At 70.3% G+C, this 14,563-nt stretch carries 12 protein-coding genes, 1 tRNA gene and 1 pseudogene; 10 read left to right on the top strand and 4 right to left on the bottom strand.

The window, feature by feature from the left end; genetic code table 11:
• Positions 1 to 377 precede the first annotated feature (377 nt).
• Positions 378 to 4,517 (top strand): DEAD/DEAH box helicase, encoded by a 4,140-nt coding sequence (locus tag JKP75_RS09250; protein WP_375539241.1) that lies wholly within the window; start codon positions 378 to 380, stop codon positions 4,515 to 4,517.
• On the top strand, positions 4,477 to 5,160 hold the full coding sequence (locus JKP75_RS24480; RefSeq protein WP_375539240.1) for a type ISP restriction/modification enzyme: 684 nt from the start codon (positions 4,477 to 4,479) through the stop codon (positions 5,158 to 5,160). Before JKP75_RS09250 ends, JKP75_RS24480 begins: the two co-directional genes overlap by 41 nt.
• Positions 5,161 to 5,507: 347 nt before the next feature.
• Here the strand turns inward: JKP75_RS24480 and JKP75_RS09245 are convergent, their stop codons facing one another.
• Entirely contained in the window at positions 5,508 to 6,737 is a 1,230-nt protein-coding gene (locus tag JKP75_RS09245) for an IS256 family transposase (RefSeq protein WP_200491645.1), read from the bottom strand.
• 540 nt (positions 6,738 to 7,277) lie between these two features.
• Between JKP75_RS09245 and JKP75_RS24475 the strand changes: the two are divergent.
• Together JKP75_RS24475 and JKP75_RS21055 are read left to right on the top strand one after the other, a co-directional pair.
• Positions 7,278 to 7,625: pseudogene (locus tag JKP75_RS24475) on the top strand (Arm DNA-binding domain-containing protein); the annotation flags it as partial.
• A gap of 337 nt (positions 7,626 to 7,962) precedes the next feature.
• On the top strand, positions 7,963 to 8,481 hold the full coding sequence (locus JKP75_RS21055; RefSeq protein WP_255523330.1) for a site-specific integrase: 519 nt from the start codon (positions 7,963 to 7,965) through the stop codon (positions 8,479 to 8,481).
• Between the two features lie 101 nt (positions 8,482 to 8,582).
• Here the strand turns inward: JKP75_RS21055 and JKP75_RS09235 are convergent.
• Positions 8,583 to 8,667: transfer RNA gene (locus JKP75_RS09235), tRNA-Leu, on the bottom strand.
• A 114-nt stretch (positions 8,668 to 8,781) separates the two neighbouring features.
• Here JKP75_RS09235 and JKP75_RS09230 point away from each other — a divergent pair.
• The 3 genes from JKP75_RS09230 (at position 8,782) to JKP75_RS09220 (ending at position 11,431) form a co-directional block, all read left to right on the top strand.
• Entirely contained in the window at positions 8,782 to 10,122 is a 1,341-nt protein-coding gene (locus JKP75_RS09230; RefSeq protein WP_242473270.1) for a M20/M25/M40 family metallo-hydrolase, read from the top strand.
• On the top strand, positions 10,119 to 10,919 hold the full coding sequence (locus JKP75_RS09225; protein WP_200491676.1) for an SDR family oxidoreductase: 801 nt from the start codon (positions 10,119 to 10,121) through the stop codon (positions 10,917 to 10,919). The genes JKP75_RS09230 and JKP75_RS09225 overlap by 4 nt, the downstream gene beginning before the upstream one ends.
• A 71-nt stretch (positions 10,920 to 10,990) precedes the next feature.
• Positions 10,991 to 11,431 carry an SRPBCC domain-containing protein gene (locus JKP75_RS09220; protein WP_200492998.1) on the top strand — a complete coding sequence of 147 codons (441 nt, stop codon included), beginning with the start codon at positions 10,991 to 10,993 and terminating at the stop codon, positions 11,429 to 11,431.
• On the opposite strand, the gene JKP75_RS09215 is transcribed toward JKP75_RS09220, so the two are convergent.
• Entirely contained in the window at positions 11,432 to 12,007 is a 576-nt protein-coding gene (locus JKP75_RS09215; RefSeq protein ID WP_200492997.1) for a class I SAM-dependent methyltransferase, read from the bottom strand. It abuts the gene before it with no gap.
• Positions 12,008 to 12,133: 126 nt separating this feature from the next.
• Between JKP75_RS09215 and JKP75_RS09210 the strand changes: the two genes are divergently transcribed.
• Positions 12,134 to 13,090 carry an NADPH:quinone oxidoreductase family protein gene (locus JKP75_RS09210; RefSeq protein WP_200492996.1) on the top strand — a complete coding sequence of 319 codons (957 nt, stop codon included), beginning with the start codon at positions 12,134 to 12,136 and terminating at the stop codon, positions 13,088 to 13,090.
• Positions 13,091 to 13,121: 31 nt separating this feature from the next.
• Positions 13,122 to 13,943: a pentapeptide repeat-containing protein gene (locus JKP75_RS09205; protein ID WP_200491678.1), complete on the top strand. Its 822-nt coding sequence runs from the start codon at positions 13,122 to 13,124 to the stop codon at positions 13,941 to 13,943.
• Here the strand turns inward: JKP75_RS09205 and JKP75_RS09200 are convergent.
• The gene (locus JKP75_RS09200) at positions 13,940 to 14,143 is read right to left on the bottom strand and encodes a DUF5703 family protein (RefSeq protein WP_200491679.1); all 204 of its coding nucleotides are present in this window, start codon (positions 14,141 to 14,143) and stop codon (positions 13,940 to 13,942) included. The genes JKP75_RS09205 and JKP75_RS09200 overlap by 4 nt on opposite strands.
• Before the next feature lie 132 nt (positions 14,144 to 14,275).
• On the opposite strand from JKP75_RS09200, the gene JKP75_RS09195 reads away from it, so the two are divergent.
• On the top strand, positions 14,276 to 14,542 hold the full coding sequence (locus JKP75_RS09195; protein ID WP_200491680.1) for a hypothetical protein: 267 nt from the start codon (positions 14,276 to 14,278) through the stop codon (positions 14,540 to 14,542).
• Positions 14,543 to 14,563: the final 21 nt, after the last annotated feature.

Below are 14,563 nucleotides of genomic sequence, written 5' to 3'. Positions count from 1 at the left end.
GGCCCCGTCCGCGCTAGTTCCTCGTTACCCGCCGTCGCGCAAAGAGGCGGCTCAAGCGGCATACAGAACGCCAGCGAACTACGACGAACGCGATCATGACGGCCTGGCAGTGTCGGAGTTGGAAGTTCGAGCCAGCAGTCCCTCTGATCAAGTCGCGGTCGTAGAGCGTCGTCGAGCGCGCCGCCCAGCGCCGTAGACACGTCAAGTAACCCAGCACCTCGTGTTGCAGAGCCTCAGATGACGGGTTGAACCAGGTGGTCGTCGACCGTAGGTCAACGTCGATGGACGCGGGCCAGTCAATCTTGGGCCCTGCGAGGGGTTGACTCGTCCGGGCGGGGCAACCCTGTCCGGACGTTCTGTCGGGCAAGATGCGAAGCGTGACGGGGACCATCCACGCTGTCCTGGACCGGCTTCGCAGCGAAGCGCTGGACGAGCGGGACAAGGGCAGCAAGTTCGAGCGACTGATCAGGGCCTACCTGACCTCCGACCCCGAGTGGAAGTCGCGGTTCTCCGACGTCTGGCTGTGGTCGGACTGGCCCGAGCGTGCCGGTCGGCCGGACACCGGCATCGACCTGGTCGCGGCGAATGCCGACGACGGCGGGCTCACCGCCATCCAGTGCAAGTTTTACGCACCGGGTCGCACGGTCGCCAAGGCCGACATCGACTCGTTCATCTCCGCCTCGGCCTCCTCGCAGTTCACCAGGCGGATAGTGTTCGACACCGCGGCCGGCTGGTCGGCCAACGCCGAGGAGACGCTGGCCGGGGGAGTGGCCCAGCGCGTCGACATCGGGTACCTGGCCGACGCCGCCATCGACTGGGACCAGTTCTCCTGGACGACGCCGGAGATCGTCGTCCCGACGGGCAAGAAGGCGCTGCGCCCACACCAGCAGAAGGCGCTGGATGACGTCCGCGTCGGGCTCGCCGAGCACGACCGGGGCCAGCTGGTGATGGCCTGCGGCACCGGGAAGACCTTCACGAGCCTGCGGATCGCCGAGGACCTGGTGGGCGCGGGCGGCGCCGTGCTGTTTCTCGTGCCGAGCATCCAGCTGCTGAGCCAGAGCCTGCGGGAGTGGATGGCCAACGCCGAGGTGGACATCGCGCCGTACGCAGTCTGCTCCGACGTCCGGGTCGGACGGCGCACGCCGTCCGACGACGCCGACCAGCTCCCGATCGACCTGACCGAGCCCGCCTCGACCGATCCGCAGACCTTGCTGACTCGCTTCGAGAAGGGCGAGCAGGCTCCCGGACGCATGCGGGTGGTCTTCTCCACCTACCAGTCGATCGACGTGGTGATCCAGGCCCAGGAGCGGGGCCTGCCGAGCTTCGACCTGGTCGTCTGCGACGAGGCCCACCGCACGACCGGCGTCACTTTGGCCGAGGGGGACGAGTCGACGTTCGTCCGGGTGCACGATGCCGACGCCCTCAAGGCGACCAAGCGGCTCTACATGACCGCGACTCCACGGGTGTTCGGCGAAGAGGTCAAGCGCAAGGCGACCGATGCCGACGCGGTGCTGGCCGACATGGGCGACGTGGAGGTCTTCGGCCCCGAGCTGCACAGGCTCAGCTTCGGGCAGGCGGTCGAGGCCGACCTGCTCACCGACTACAAGGTGCTGGTGCTGGCGGTCGACGAAAAGTACGTCGCGGAAAATTTCCAGCAGGCCATGGCCAACTCCGGAGAGATCCCGCTCGACCAGGCCGCGAAGCTCATCGGCTGCTGGAACGGTCTCGCGAAGAACTTCGGACCGGCAGCGACCATCGGCGACGGTGCGGTCGTCGACCCCACACCGATGCGGACCGCGGTGGCCTTCGCCCAGCACATCAAGGCGTCCAAAGCGGCGGCTGCCGCGTTCCCCGACCTCGCCGACCGGGCGCAGATCGACACGCCCGAGGACCGGCCGCGACTCCGCATCCAGGCGGCGCACGTCGATGGCACCATGGGGGTTCACGAGCGCAACACGCACCTGGCCTGGCTGAAGGAGACCCCGCAGGACGGCGTGTGCCGGGTGCTCACCAACGCCCGGTGTCTGTCCGAGGGCGTCGACGTGCCGGCGCTGGACGCGGTGCTGTTCCTCACCCCGCGCGGCTCGCAGGTGGACGTTGTGCAGTCCGTCGGCCGGGTGATGCGCAAGGCACCCGGCAAGGAGCTCGGCTACATCGTGCTGCCGGTGGTGGTGCCCAGCGGCATCGCCCCGGAGGAGGCGCTGCGGGACAACGAGCGCTACAAGGTCGTCTGGCAGGTGCTGCAGGCGCTGCGCAGCCATGACGACCGGTTCCACGCGATGGTCAACCAGATCGAGCTGAACAAGCGAAAGCCCGACACCGTCGAGATCGTCACGATCACCGGCCCGACGGACGGCGACGGCGTGACCGTGCCCGACCCGGACCAGCCCACGCGGAAGACCACCGAGCAGCTGCTCATGGAGTTCCCGGCCGACGAATTCCGGGACGCGATGTACGCGCGGATCGTCGCCAAGGTCGGCGAGCGCCGGTACTGGGAGACCTGGGCGAAGGACATCGCCGACATCGCCGCCGCCCATGTCACCCGGATCAAGGGCCTGCTCGCCAAGCCCGGACCGGCGGCCGACGAGTTCGAGCACTTCGTCGCCGGCCTGCGCGGGAATCTGAACGACTCGATCACCGATGACGCCGCGATCGACATGCTGGCCCAGCACCTGATCACCCGGCCGGTGTTCGAGGCGCTGTTCGCCCACTCCAGCTTCCTGGCCGGCAACCCGGTGGCTCGGACGATGGAGAACATGCTGGCGGTGCTCGATGCGCACGCTGTCGGCGTGGAGAACGAGACGCTCGAGGGCTTCTACGACACCGTGCGCAAGCGGGTGGCCGGGGTGGACAACGCGGCCGGCAAGCAGCGGGTGCTCGTCGAGCTCTACGACAAGTTCTTCGCAACCGCGTTCCCGAAGACGGTGGCGAAGCTCGGCATCGTCTACACGCCGGTGGAGATCGTCGACTTCATCCTCCGCTCGGCCGACGAGGTGCTGCGCGCCGAGTTCGGCCAGGGGCTTACCGATGAGGGCGTGCACGTGCTCGACCCGTTTACCGGCACCGGGACTTTCCTGGTGCGGCTGCTGCAGAGCGGCCTGATCGAGCCGCACGACCTGGCGCGGAAGTACGCCAACGAGCTGCACGCCAACGAGATTCTGCTGCTGGCCTACTACATCGCCGCGGCCAATATCGAGACGACGTTCGAGGATCTCGAGGGGACGCCGCAGCCGTTTCCCGGCCTGGTGCTCACCGACAGCTTCCAGTCGTGGGAAGACGGCGACCAGCAGGACATCGACGTCATGCCGGAGAACAACGAGCGGCTGGAACGGCAGAAGCAGTTGCCGATCCAGGTCATCATCGGCAATCCGCCCTATTCATCTGGGCAGGATTCCGCCAACGACGACAACGCGAATGAGAAGTACCCGACCCTGGACGCCGCGATTCGGGACACCTACGCCGCGCGGTCGACGGCGACCAACAAGAACTCGCTGTACGACTCGTACATCCGGGCCATCAAGTGGGCCACGCTGCGGATTCAGGACCGCGGCATCGTGGCGTTCGTGACCAACGGCGGGTTTCTGGACTCGAACACCGCTGACGGCATGCGCAAGACGCTCGCCGAAGAGTTCTCCGCGATTCACGTCTTCAACCTGCGTGGCAACCAGCGCACCTCGGGTGAGGATTCTCGGCGCGAGGGCGGCAAGGTCTTCGGCAGCGGCAGCCGGGCCACCGTGGCCATCACGATTCTGGTCAAGGAGCCGGCAGCGACTGGGCCGGCCAGCGTGCATTACACCGACGTCGGCGACTATCTCACCCGCGAGGAGAAGCTTGCCACGGTTGCGGAAGTCGGCAGCATCGGCAGCCTGACCCCGGTCGTCATCATCGCCAACGAGCACGGCGACTGGGTGAATCAGCGAACCGACGACTTCGACCGCTTTCTGCCCGTGGAGGACGTGTTCGCCGTCCAGTCGGGCGGCCTCAAGACGAACCGGGATCCCTGGTGCTACTCGTTCGGGCCACACGCGGTCGAAGCAAACATGCGGCGCCTTGTCAGCACCTACGAGGCTGACAGGGCCGCTGGGCGGTCCTCGTCCAATGCGACCCGCGACGACAAGCTGATCAGCTGGAATCGCAGTCTTCTGGCGGACCTCGACCGGCGGCGGGAGCGCCGCTTCGAAGAGGACCGAGTCGTGACCAGTGTGTATCGCCCATTCACCAAGCAAGCGGTCTACTTCAGTCGCGCATTGAACGACATGGTCTACCGCCTATACGAGCTTTTCCCTGCTCCACAGGCGAGCAATCTCGGCATTTACCAGGTCGGGGCGGGCTCGGATGTCCCCTTCTCGGTACTCAGTCTCGACTGCCTACCGAACCTTCATGTCACAGGCGCAGGTAGTGGCGGCAAGTTCTTCGCGCGGTGGCGGTACGAGAAGGTCGACGAGTCGGGGATGTTCGACGGTCCACCAGGGGGAGGTGGTCGACGGCTACCGGCGTATCGACAACATAACCGATGAGGCACTGGCCGCGTTCTCGGCGGCGTACCCGAACGAGTCGCTGAGCAAGGACGACATCTTCAACTATGTGTACGGGCTGCTGCACTCGCCGGAGTACCGGGAGAACTACGCCGCGGATATAAAGAAGATGCTGCCCCGCATCCCGTTCGTCATGGACTTCCGCGCCTTCGTCGACGCGGGTAAGCAGTTGGCCGAGCTGCACCTGGGCTACGAGACCGTCGAGCCGTACCCGCTGGAGGGCCTCGACGTCTCCGGTCCCGGCGGCGAGGCGGACTACGCGTTCTTCGCTGTCCGGGACAAGAAGATGGCCTTCGGCAAGCCGACCGCGGAGCAGAAGGCCGCTGGGCTACGACACGATCGGTCGGTGATCCACTACAACGACCGGATCACCCTGCGCGGCATCCCAGAAGAGGCGTACCGGTACATGCTCGGCAGCCGGTCGGCCATCGAGTGGATCATCGACCGCTACTGGGTGAAGACCGACAAGGCGTCGGGCATCGTCAACGACCCCAACAACTGGTCCCGCGAAGTCGGCGATCCGCGCTACATCGTTGATCTGCTGGCACGCGTCGTCACAGTCTCCTTGGAGACGATCAGGGTGGTGGACTCGCTGCCACCGCTTTATGTCCGCCACGACGCGTGAAAGACGCGGGACGGTCAGCCCGCGATCACGGTGCGCCGGCCGCTCTTGATGCGGCACAGGCCGGCCACGAGACAACGCTTGGCGGTCCATACGCAGCGTCGCTCGTGGGCTGGCGGCCCGTGCCCCTGCACCTGCACGAAGCTGCGCGACGTCGAGGTCATTCACGGCCGGGGCGTGCCTTATCCGTGCCTTAAGCACCGGCCAAAGCCGGTGATCAGCGGTCAGCAGGGGTCAGCACCGTTATGGCACGGGAGCGGCGCACAGGCTGCGCTGAGCTGCGCAGACGGAGGTGACGTCCCGCTGAGTGGTGGATGTAGTCCTCACCGTGTTGGTCAGCGGTGTGGTGACTATGACGCGATCAGTGCCGGTTGCGCCACCTCCTTGGTCGGGTTCGGGTGGTTGAGCACGGCCATGGAGCCCTCGGAGAGGTAGCGGCGGTCGGAGACCTGCCATTCGTCGTGCGCCTCGACCAGCACCGCGCCGGCCAGCCGCAGCAGTGCCTCGGGGTTGGGGAAAACGCCCACGACGTCGGTGCGGCGCTTGATCTCCTTATTCAGCCGTTCCAGGGGATTGGTCGACCAGATCTTCTTCCAGTGCGCGACCGGGAATCCAGCGAAGGCCAACAGGTCCTCCTCGGCCTCGCGCAGCATCGCCTCGACCTTCGGGAACTGGCGGCCGAGCATGCCGGCGATGACGTCGAGCTGGGAGTGCACGTGTTCGGCGTCGGGCTGGGCGAAGATCGTGCGGATGGCGGCGGCGACCATCTCGCTGTTGCCGCGCGGCACCTGAGCGAGCACGTTGCGCATGAAGTGCACCCGGCAGCGCTGCCAACTGGCGCCGAGCAGGACCGCGCTGATGGCGGCCTTCAACCCGGCGTGGGCGTCGGAGATGACCAGCTGCGTGCCGGTCAGCCCGCGGGCCTTCAGTGAGCGCAGGAACGCTGTCCAGAAGGCGCCGTCCTCGGAGTCGCCGACGGCGAAGCCGAGCACCTCCCGGTGTCCGTCGGCGGCCACCCCGGTGGCGATCACGACGGCCTGGGAGACCACCCGCCGGTTGACTCGCGCCTTGCAGTAGGTCGCGTCGAGGAACACGTAGGGGAAGGCCTGATCGGCCAGCGAGCGGTCGGCGAAGGCGGCCACCTCCTCATCGAGGTCGGCGCAGATCCGGCTGACTTCGCTCTTGCTGATCCCGGTGTCCGCGCCGAGCGCCTTGACCAGGTCATCGACCTTCCGAGTCGAGACGCCGTGCAGGTAGGCCTCCATGACCACCGCGAACAGCGCCTGGTCGATCCGCCGACGCCGCTCCAGCAGCGATGGGAAGAACGAGCCGGCGCGCAGCTTCGGGATCCGCAACTCCAGATCCCCGGCCGTCGTCGACAGGGTTCTCGGGCGGGAGCCGTTGCGCTGCGCGGTCCGGGCCTCGGTGCGCTCGTGCGGGGCGGCACCGATCACCGCGGTGAGCTCGGCCTCAATCAAGGCCTGGTAGATCGTGGTCGCTGCCGACCGGATCCGGTCATCGACATCGGCGGCCTTCAGTGCATCGAGCACCTCGAGCAGGGCAGACTGGTCCAGGGCCATCGTGTGCTGTGTCCTTCCGCGAGAACCATTGGCGTGGTCTCGCTGACCATCACACGATGGCCCCTCGCACGTGATCACCCACGCGGTCGTGGCCTGGACTTACACCACCAGCGGGGACGTCACCCAGACGGACATACGAGCCGGTCAGGGCATGGAGCGGGTGACCGGGATCGAACCGGCATGGCCAGTTTGGAAGTCCGGCTATCGCGCCGCGCTCTTCATGTCCCGCGATTTTCGTCGCGTCATCGACGTCCGAGACCGAGGATCGAGTGCGTCCACGCGGTACCTCTCCGCAGGGCGGCCTACCGGAGAAGGACTGGAGAGGCTCGGTAGGTCGCTCGTGAAGAGTCCCACGGTGCGGGCGTTCAGCTGGGCGGTCGCGTCCTGACCGTCGTCCACAGCGTCGGCTTGCGTCCACAGATGGCTGCCGGTGCCGGCCGCCGGACTACCGCTGGGCGTTCCGTAGTCGTTGCCGTGGCTGGCCTGAAGCAGTCATCCGGCTGACAGCGGAGTCGCGGGGTCGAGCGATGGAGGTCTGCGATGGTGAAGCCGCGGAGACGGCAGGCGGGCGAGGGCGGGATCAGCGAGTACATGACCAAGGCTGGTCCGCGCTTCCTGATCAAGTTCACTGCTCAGCGACCGGACGGTACAAGGCGCGTCGTCCTCAAGCGCGGGTTCAAGACCAGGAAGGACGCCGCTGCGGCACTGCGCGCGGAGGTCCGCAAGGCCGAAGTGGGGGAGTGGGTCGAGCCGTCGAAGCAGCGTCTCGACGCCTACCTCGCCGAGTGGATCCAGGGCCAGCGGCTCAGCCCCTCAACGCTGGCCTCCTACCGGAAGAACATCCGGCTGCACATCGATCCGTACCTCGGTGCACAGTCGGTCGCCCGGCTCACCGGTCCAGCGGTGGACGCATGGATGCGCACACTGGAGGAGTCCGGCCGCGCGGATGGTCAGGGCGGTCTCTCCGCCCGAACGGTGCGCTACGTGTACACCATCCTGCGGTCGGCGCTGGGTGACGCGGTCACACAGGGACGGCTCTCGGTCAACCCGACCGACCGGTCGACACCGCCGAGCCCATCGGAGGCGCGTCCTCCGGAGATGCAGGCGTGGACCGCGGCCGAGCTTGGCCGGTTCCTCAGCTGGGCGGAGGCCTATGACGAGGACCTCGCCATAGGCTGGCGGCTGCTAGCGGCCACCGGGATGCGCCGCGGAGAAGCGCTGGCCCCTGCGCTGGCGCGACATCGACTTGGACGCCGGCCGCCTCGCCATCCGCCGCAGCGTCGGCGTCGTGAAGACCAAGGGCGCCGGCGAGCGCTTGGTCGAGGGCCCCACCAAGACGGGCCGGTCACGCGTTGTCGACCTGGACTCCGGCACCGTGGCCGCGCTGCGTGCCTACCGGGCCGCTCGCGGACTGTTGGCGCTCGATCTCGTGCGCGACTCGGCGCTCGTGCTCAGCAACTTCGACGGCACCCATCGGCACCCTGAGCGGTTCTCCCGCCACTTCGCCGGCCATATCGCGCGGGCGCGTCGAGCGCTGGGGGAGGAGCGGCTGCCGGTGATCCGGCTGCACGACCTCCGCCACACCCACGCCACGCTCCTGCTGGCCGACGGCGTGCCGGTCAAGGTCGTCTCAGAGCGCTTGGGCCACGCGAGCGCCACGATCACGCTGACCGTCTACCAGCACGTGCACCCCGGCATGGGTCGCGAGGCGGCCGACCGCTTCGCTGCCCTGCTCGAAGGGTGATCCGGTGCGCGAAGTATCACGCGGGTATCACGAGGCCCTAGGAGGCCGTTCCAGCAGAACGCCCCGGGCTCCTGACGTGCAGGAACACCGGGGCGATGTTGTGTCCGAGGGGGGACTTGAACCCCCACGCCCGATAAAGGGCACTAGCACCTCAAGCTAGCGCGTCTGCCATTCCGCCACCCGGACGAGTGCGTGGCAAGACTACCGGACCCGATCCGGCGTCCGAAGCACCCCCTGCCGGCCCGGTGCGCCCTGCTCCAGCCGGTGGGGAGGGGACGCGCCCGGTGGCACGATCGCCGCATGACCGACGACACGGTGGCCCCGCTGACCCGAGCCCAGGACGAGGTCGCGGAGCTGCTCTCCGACCTGATCCGGATCGACTCGACCAACACCGGCGCCACCGCCACGAGCGCGGGGGAGCGGGCCGCGGCCGAGTGGGTCGCGGGCACGCTCGACGAGGTCGGCATCGACTCGGTCATCCACGAGTCCGAGCGCGGCCGGGCCAGCCTGGTCGCCCGCATCCCTGGCCGGGACCGCAGCCGCCCGGCGCTGCTCGTGCACGGGCACCTCGACGTCGTCCCCGCCGACCCGGCCGAGTGGAGCGTGCACCCGTTCTCCGGCGAGGAGCGCGACGGCTACATCTGGGGCCGGGGCGCTGTCGACATGAAGGACATGGACGCGATGGTGCTCGCGCTGGTCCGCGACTGGGCCCGCACCGGCGTGCAGCCCGACCGCGACATCGTGCTCGCGTTCGTCGCCGACGAGGAGGCCGGCGGCAAGCTGGGCGCGCACTTCCTCGTCGACGAGCACCCCGACCTGCTCGAGGGCTGCACCGAGGCGATCAGCGAGGTCGGCGGCTTCAGCATCACCGTCCGCGACGACCTGCGCCTCTACCTGGTGCAGACCGCCGAGAAGGGCCTGGCCTGGATGCGGCTCACCGCCGGGGGCAAGCCCGGGCACGGCTCGTTCGTGCACGACGACAACGCCGTCACCCGGCTGTGCGAGGCCGTCGCCCGCATCGGCAGCCACCGCTTCCCGCTCACGCTCACCCCGCCGATGCGCCAGTTCCTCGCCGCCGTCGAGGACGCCTACGGCATCGAGATCGACCCGGCCGAGCCCGAGCTGGCCCTGGCGCGGCTGGGCAGCATCAGCCGGATGATCGGCGCGGCCCTGCGCAATACCGCCAACCCCACGATGCTCGACGCCGGCTACAAGGCCAACGTCATCCCCGGCACCGCGTCGGCCACCGTCGACGGCCGCTTCCTCTACGGCCAGGAGGAGGAGTTCGAGCGCCAGCTCGCCACGCTCGTCGGCGAGGGCGTGCAGCGCGAGTGGCTCGTCCACGACCAGGCCGTGGAGACGACGTTCGACGGGCCGCTGGTCGACCAGATGGTCACCGCACTCCGGGCCGAGGACGACGGCGCCCGCCCCGTGCCGTTCACGATGAGCGGCGGCACCGACGCCAAGAGCTTCCAGCGTCTCCGGCATGCGCTGCTTCGGGTTCTCGCCGCTGCGGCTGCCCGCCGACCTGGACTTCGCCTCGCTGTTCCACGGCATCGACGAGCGGGTGCCGGTCGAGTCGCTGCGGTTCGGCGTCCGGGTGCTCGACCGGTTCCTGCGGTCGGCATGATGGGGGAGTGACCGCTCCCACACTCAAGCCCGGTTCCGTCGCACTCATCACCGGAGGGACCGGTGGCTTCGGCCGCGCCCTCGCCACCAAGCTGAAGGCAGCCGGCGTCACCGTCGTCCTCGCCGACCTCGACAGCGAGCGCAACCGCCAGGTGGCCGAGGAGCTCGGCTGCCCGTTCGTCGTCCTCGACGTCGCCGACCGCGCGGCCAACGCCGCCGTCGTCGCCCAGGTCGAGGCCGAGCACGGCCGGCTGGACGCCGCGTTCCTCAACGCCGGGATCGCCGGCAAGTCGCGGCAGGCCCTCGACGTCGACGAGTTCCTCAAGGTCGTCGAGATCGACCTGTTCGGCGTCGTCTACGGCACCGAGGCCGCGCTGCCCGCGCTGCGCCGGGCCGGCGGGGGCTCGATCGTCGTCACCGCCTCGCTGGCCGGGCTCGCGCCGCTGGCCACCGACCCCGGCTACAGCGTGGCCAAGGGCGGCGCGATCACCTTCGTCCGCTCGATGGCCGCGCGGGTGATCGACGAGAACATCCGCATGACCGCGATCTGCCCCGGCTTCGCCGACACCGCGATCATCGACGGCATCCGCGAGACGTTCATCCAGAACAACTTCCCGATCCTGTCGGCCGAGGAGGTCGCGGACGCCATGATCGCCGCGTGGACCTCCGGCGAGCCGGGTGCGGCTTACATCGTGCAGCCGGGGATCGGGGCGGTGCCCTACAAGTTCAAGGGCGTGCCCGCCGCGAAGACCGCCAGCGGCGAGACCGCCGGCGTCCCCAGCGCGCTGAAGCCGGGCTCGGCGACCTGACCCCTCCCCGGTGCGGCTGCGGTCGGCGACACTGCCCCGACCGCAGCCGCCCCGGGACGGGAGTGCAGCCCATGCGACACCGGATCTCCGCAGCGGTCGACGTCGAGGCACCACCGGACGCCGTCTGGGCGGTGCTGACCGACCTCCCCGGCCACGCGGCGTGGAACCCGTTCATCCCGTCGGCGGCCGGCACGGTCGCACCGGGGGAGCGGCTGTCGCTGCGGCTGCAGCCGCCCGGCGGCCGGGCGCTGCCCATCCGGCCCACGGTCACCGAGGTGGTCGACGGCGCCGTCCTCGAGTGGCTGGGCCACCTCGGCGTCCCCGGGCTGTTCGACGGCCGGCACCGCTTCGAGCTGACCGCGACGCCGGCCGGCACGCGCCTGGTGCAGAGCGAGTCGTTCAGCGGCCTGCTGGTGCGCCCGCTGCGCGGATTCCTGGACGGCGGCACGCTGGCCGGGTTCCGGGCGATGAACGACGCCCTGCGCGGCGAGGTGCTGGCCCGCCGGAGCTGATCAGGCGGGATCGTCCTGCGAGCAGGCGAAGAGGAACGCCGGCGGGACGTTCCACGGCGTGATCCGCCAGCGCACCGAGCGGAACCGTCGGCGGAACTCACCCAGCATCAGCGGCGAGTACTGGATCACCACCATCACGCCCCGCGGGCCCAGCAGACGGGGCAGCTCGTCGAGGATCCGCCGCCGCAGCTCGCCGTCCAGCGACGTGAACGGCAGGGCCGAGACCAGCACGTCGGCGCGCCGGCCGTCGAGGTGGGCGGCGACGTTCTCGGCCGAGTCGGCGAGCACCTGGAGCCGGTCGTCACCGGCGTAGCGCTTGGCCAGCGCCGTGGCGAGCTTCTGGTCGATCTCCACGGCCACCAGCCGGGCGTCCGGGCGCAGGCGGGCGAGGATCTCGCCGGTCTGCACGCCGGTGCCGGCGCCGAGCTCGACGACCAGGTCGGCGGCCGGGACGTCGGCGAGGTCGAGCATGTCGCGCACCGCGGAACGCGAGGTGGGCAGCACCGCCCCGACCTGGCGGGGGTTGGCCACGAAAGCGGCGAAGAAGCGCAGCGGGTCCAGCAGGTGCTGTCTCAAGACGGTCCTCACGTCGGGCCGGCGTCGCGCGGCGTCGTGTCCAGCACCCTGCCACGGCCTGGCGGACGGCGAGACCCGGCGGGGGCAGGTGACGGCGGTCACCCCCGCGTCTGGCAAGGTCGGGGCATGCGTGCATGGCGGGTCCACGACCTCGGCGACCCCGCGGAGGTCATGAGCTTCGACGAGGTCGACATCCCGACCCCGGGCGAGGGCCAGGTGCTGGTCAAGGTGCGGGCGGCCGCCCTCAACTTCCCCGACATCCTGATGGCCCAGGGGCTGTACCAGGAGAAGCCGCCGCTGCCCTACACGCCGGGTGTCGAGCTGTGCGGCGAGATCGTGGAGACCGGGCAGCGGGTCATCGGCTCGCCCGCCAGCGGGCCGGGTGCCTTCGCCGAGTACGCGCTGATGGACGCCGCCGCCGCGTACCCCGCGCCCGAGGGGCTCTCCGACGAGAAGGCCGCCTCGCTGTACCTCACCTACTCGACCGGGCACGTCGGCCTGCACCGCCGGGCGCACCTGCAGGCGGGGGAGTGGCTGCTCGTCCACGCCGGCGCCGGGGGCGTCGGCTCGGCCGCGATCCAGCTGGGCAAGGCCGCCGGCGCGAAGGTGATCGCCACGGCCGGTGGTGCCCGCAAGACCGAGATCTGCCGCGAGCTGGGTGCCGACCACGTCATCGACTACACGACCGAGGACTTCGTCCCGATCGTCAAGGAGGTCACCGGCGGGCACGGCGCGGACGTCGTCTACGACCCGGTCGGCGGCGAGGTGTTCGACAAGTCCCGGCGCTGCATCGCCTTCGAGGGCCGGCTGCTCGTCGTCGGCTTCACCAGCGGGCAGCACCCGTCGGCGCCGGCCAACCACGTGCTGGTCAAGAACTACAGCGTCGTCGGGCTGCACTGGGGGCTGTACCGCAAGCACGAGCCGGCGCTGTTCTGGCGCACCCACGAGGAGCTGCTGCGGCTGGTCGGCGAGGGGCTGATCGACCCGCTGGTCGGCGACGTGCTGCCGCTGGACCAGGCGCCGCAGGCGCTGGCCCGCCTCGGCGACCGCGGCACCGTCGGCAAGGTCGTCCTCGTCCCGTAGGTCGACGGGTCCCGCCTAGGCTGGACCGGCCATGACGCCCCGCCCGCTCCCGATCGTCCCGGGGCGCGAGGGGCTGTCCGCCGACTGCTCCCGCTGCGCCGGGCTGTGCTGCGTGGCGCCGGCGTTCGCCGCGTCCGCCGACTTCGCCGTCGACAAGCCCGCCGGGACGCCGTGCCGGCACCTGCAGCAGGACTTCCGCTGCGGCATCCACGACCGGCTGCGGCCCGAGGGCTTCCCCGGCTGCACGGTCTTCGACTGCTTCGGCGCCGGCCAGCGGATCACCCAGCAGACCTTCGGCGGGCGGAGCTGGCGGGAGTCACCGGAACTGGCCACCGCGCAGTTCGCCGTCCTGCCGGTGATGCGCCAGCTCCACGAGACCCTCTGGCACCTCGCCGAGGCGGCCGCCCTGCCCGGCGCGGCGGCGCTGCAACCCGCCGTCGCGGCCGCCCGTGCCGAGACCGAGCGGCTGGCCGCCCTGGACGCCGACGCGCTGCGCGCCCTCGACGTCGGCGCTCACCGGGCGGGCGTGGGGGAGCTGCTGCAGCGGGTGAGCGAGGCCGTCCGCACGCCCACCGGGCCCGACCGCCGCGGTGCCGATCTCATGGGCCGCGACCTGCGGCGGGCGCGGCTGCGCAACGCGAGCCTGCGCGGCGCCTACCTGATCGGGGCCGACCTGCGCGGCGCGGACCTGGGGACGGCGGACCTGCTCGGCGCCGACCTGCGGGCGACCGACGTGCGCGGCGCGGACCTCTCGGCGTGCCTGTTCCTCACCGGCCCGCAGCTGGCCGCGGCCCGGGGCGACGTCACCACGCGCGTCCCTGCCGGGCTCCGCCGCCCGCAGCACTGGGGCTAGACGACCGGTCCGGGCAGGTAGGAGAGCCGGGAGCGGCGGCGCAGGATCACCTTGCGCGTGCCGTCGGGGTGCAGCTGGAGCCGGGCGAGCTCCCATCCGCCGACGTCGGACTGCAGGCTCAGCATGGTCGCCGCCGCGGACCGGGACGTGCCCGGTGGGATCCGCAGCGGCGCGAACTCGTAATCGCCAGACGCCTCCATCGGCCCGATTGTGCCTGCCCGGCGCCCGTCGGTCACGCCGTCGTCCCCCCGCCGCCGATCGCCGGCCTGCCGGACCGTCGTCCGGACGGCAGGATAGAAGGCGACCCGACCGCTTCCCCGACGGAGGACGACGTGACCGATCCCGGTGCCGCGAACGACGCCGACCGCGCGGAGCAGGACGCCCTGGTGGACCCACCGGCGGTGACCACCGCGGGCGACGCGACGGGGCCCGGCGACACCGTGCCCGAGGCCGACGCCCTCGAGCAGCAGCTCGCCGCGCGCCCGGGGGAGTCGGGCAGCCCGCTCCGCCCGGTCGGTGACCGCGAGGCGAACGAGGCCGACGTCCTGGAGCAGGAGAGCGAGGTCCCCGCCGACGAGGACGACGTCCTGCCCGGCTGAGGCCGGTCCCTCGTTCCGGGG

It is taken from the genome of Blastococcus sp. TML/M2B, assembly GCF_016612865.1.
Lineage (GTDB): Bacteria > Actinomycetota > Actinomycetes > Mycobacteriales > Geodermatophilaceae > Blastococcus.
Note: the sequence above shows the minus strand (reverse complement) of the source record. Positions and strands in the feature narration are given on the sequence as shown.

Coding starts and splice junctions, on each gene's coding strand:
- JKP75_RS09245 (WP_200491645.1), bottom strand. CDS start 6,737: ATGGCCCTGGACCAGTCTGCCCTGCTCGAGGTGCTCGATGCACTGAAG.
- JKP75_RS09230 (WP_242473270.1), top strand. CDS start 8,782: ATGACCGACGACACGGTGGCCCCGCTGACCCGAGCCCAGGACGAGGTC.
- JKP75_RS09220 (WP_200492998.1), top strand. CDS start 10,991: ATGCGACACCGGATCTCCGCAGCGGTCGACGTCGAGGCACCACCGGAC.
- JKP75_RS09210 (WP_200492996.1), top strand. CDS start 12,134: ATGCGTGCATGGCGGGTCCACGACCTCGGCGACCCCGCGGAGGTCATG.
- JKP75_RS09205 (WP_200491678.1), top strand. CDS start 13,122: ATGACGCCCCGCCCGCTCCCGATCGTCCCGGGGCGCGAGGGGCTGTCC.
- JKP75_RS09200 (WP_200491679.1), bottom strand. CDS start 14,143: ATGGAGGCGTCTGGCGATTACGAGTTCGCGCCGCTGCGGATCCCACCG.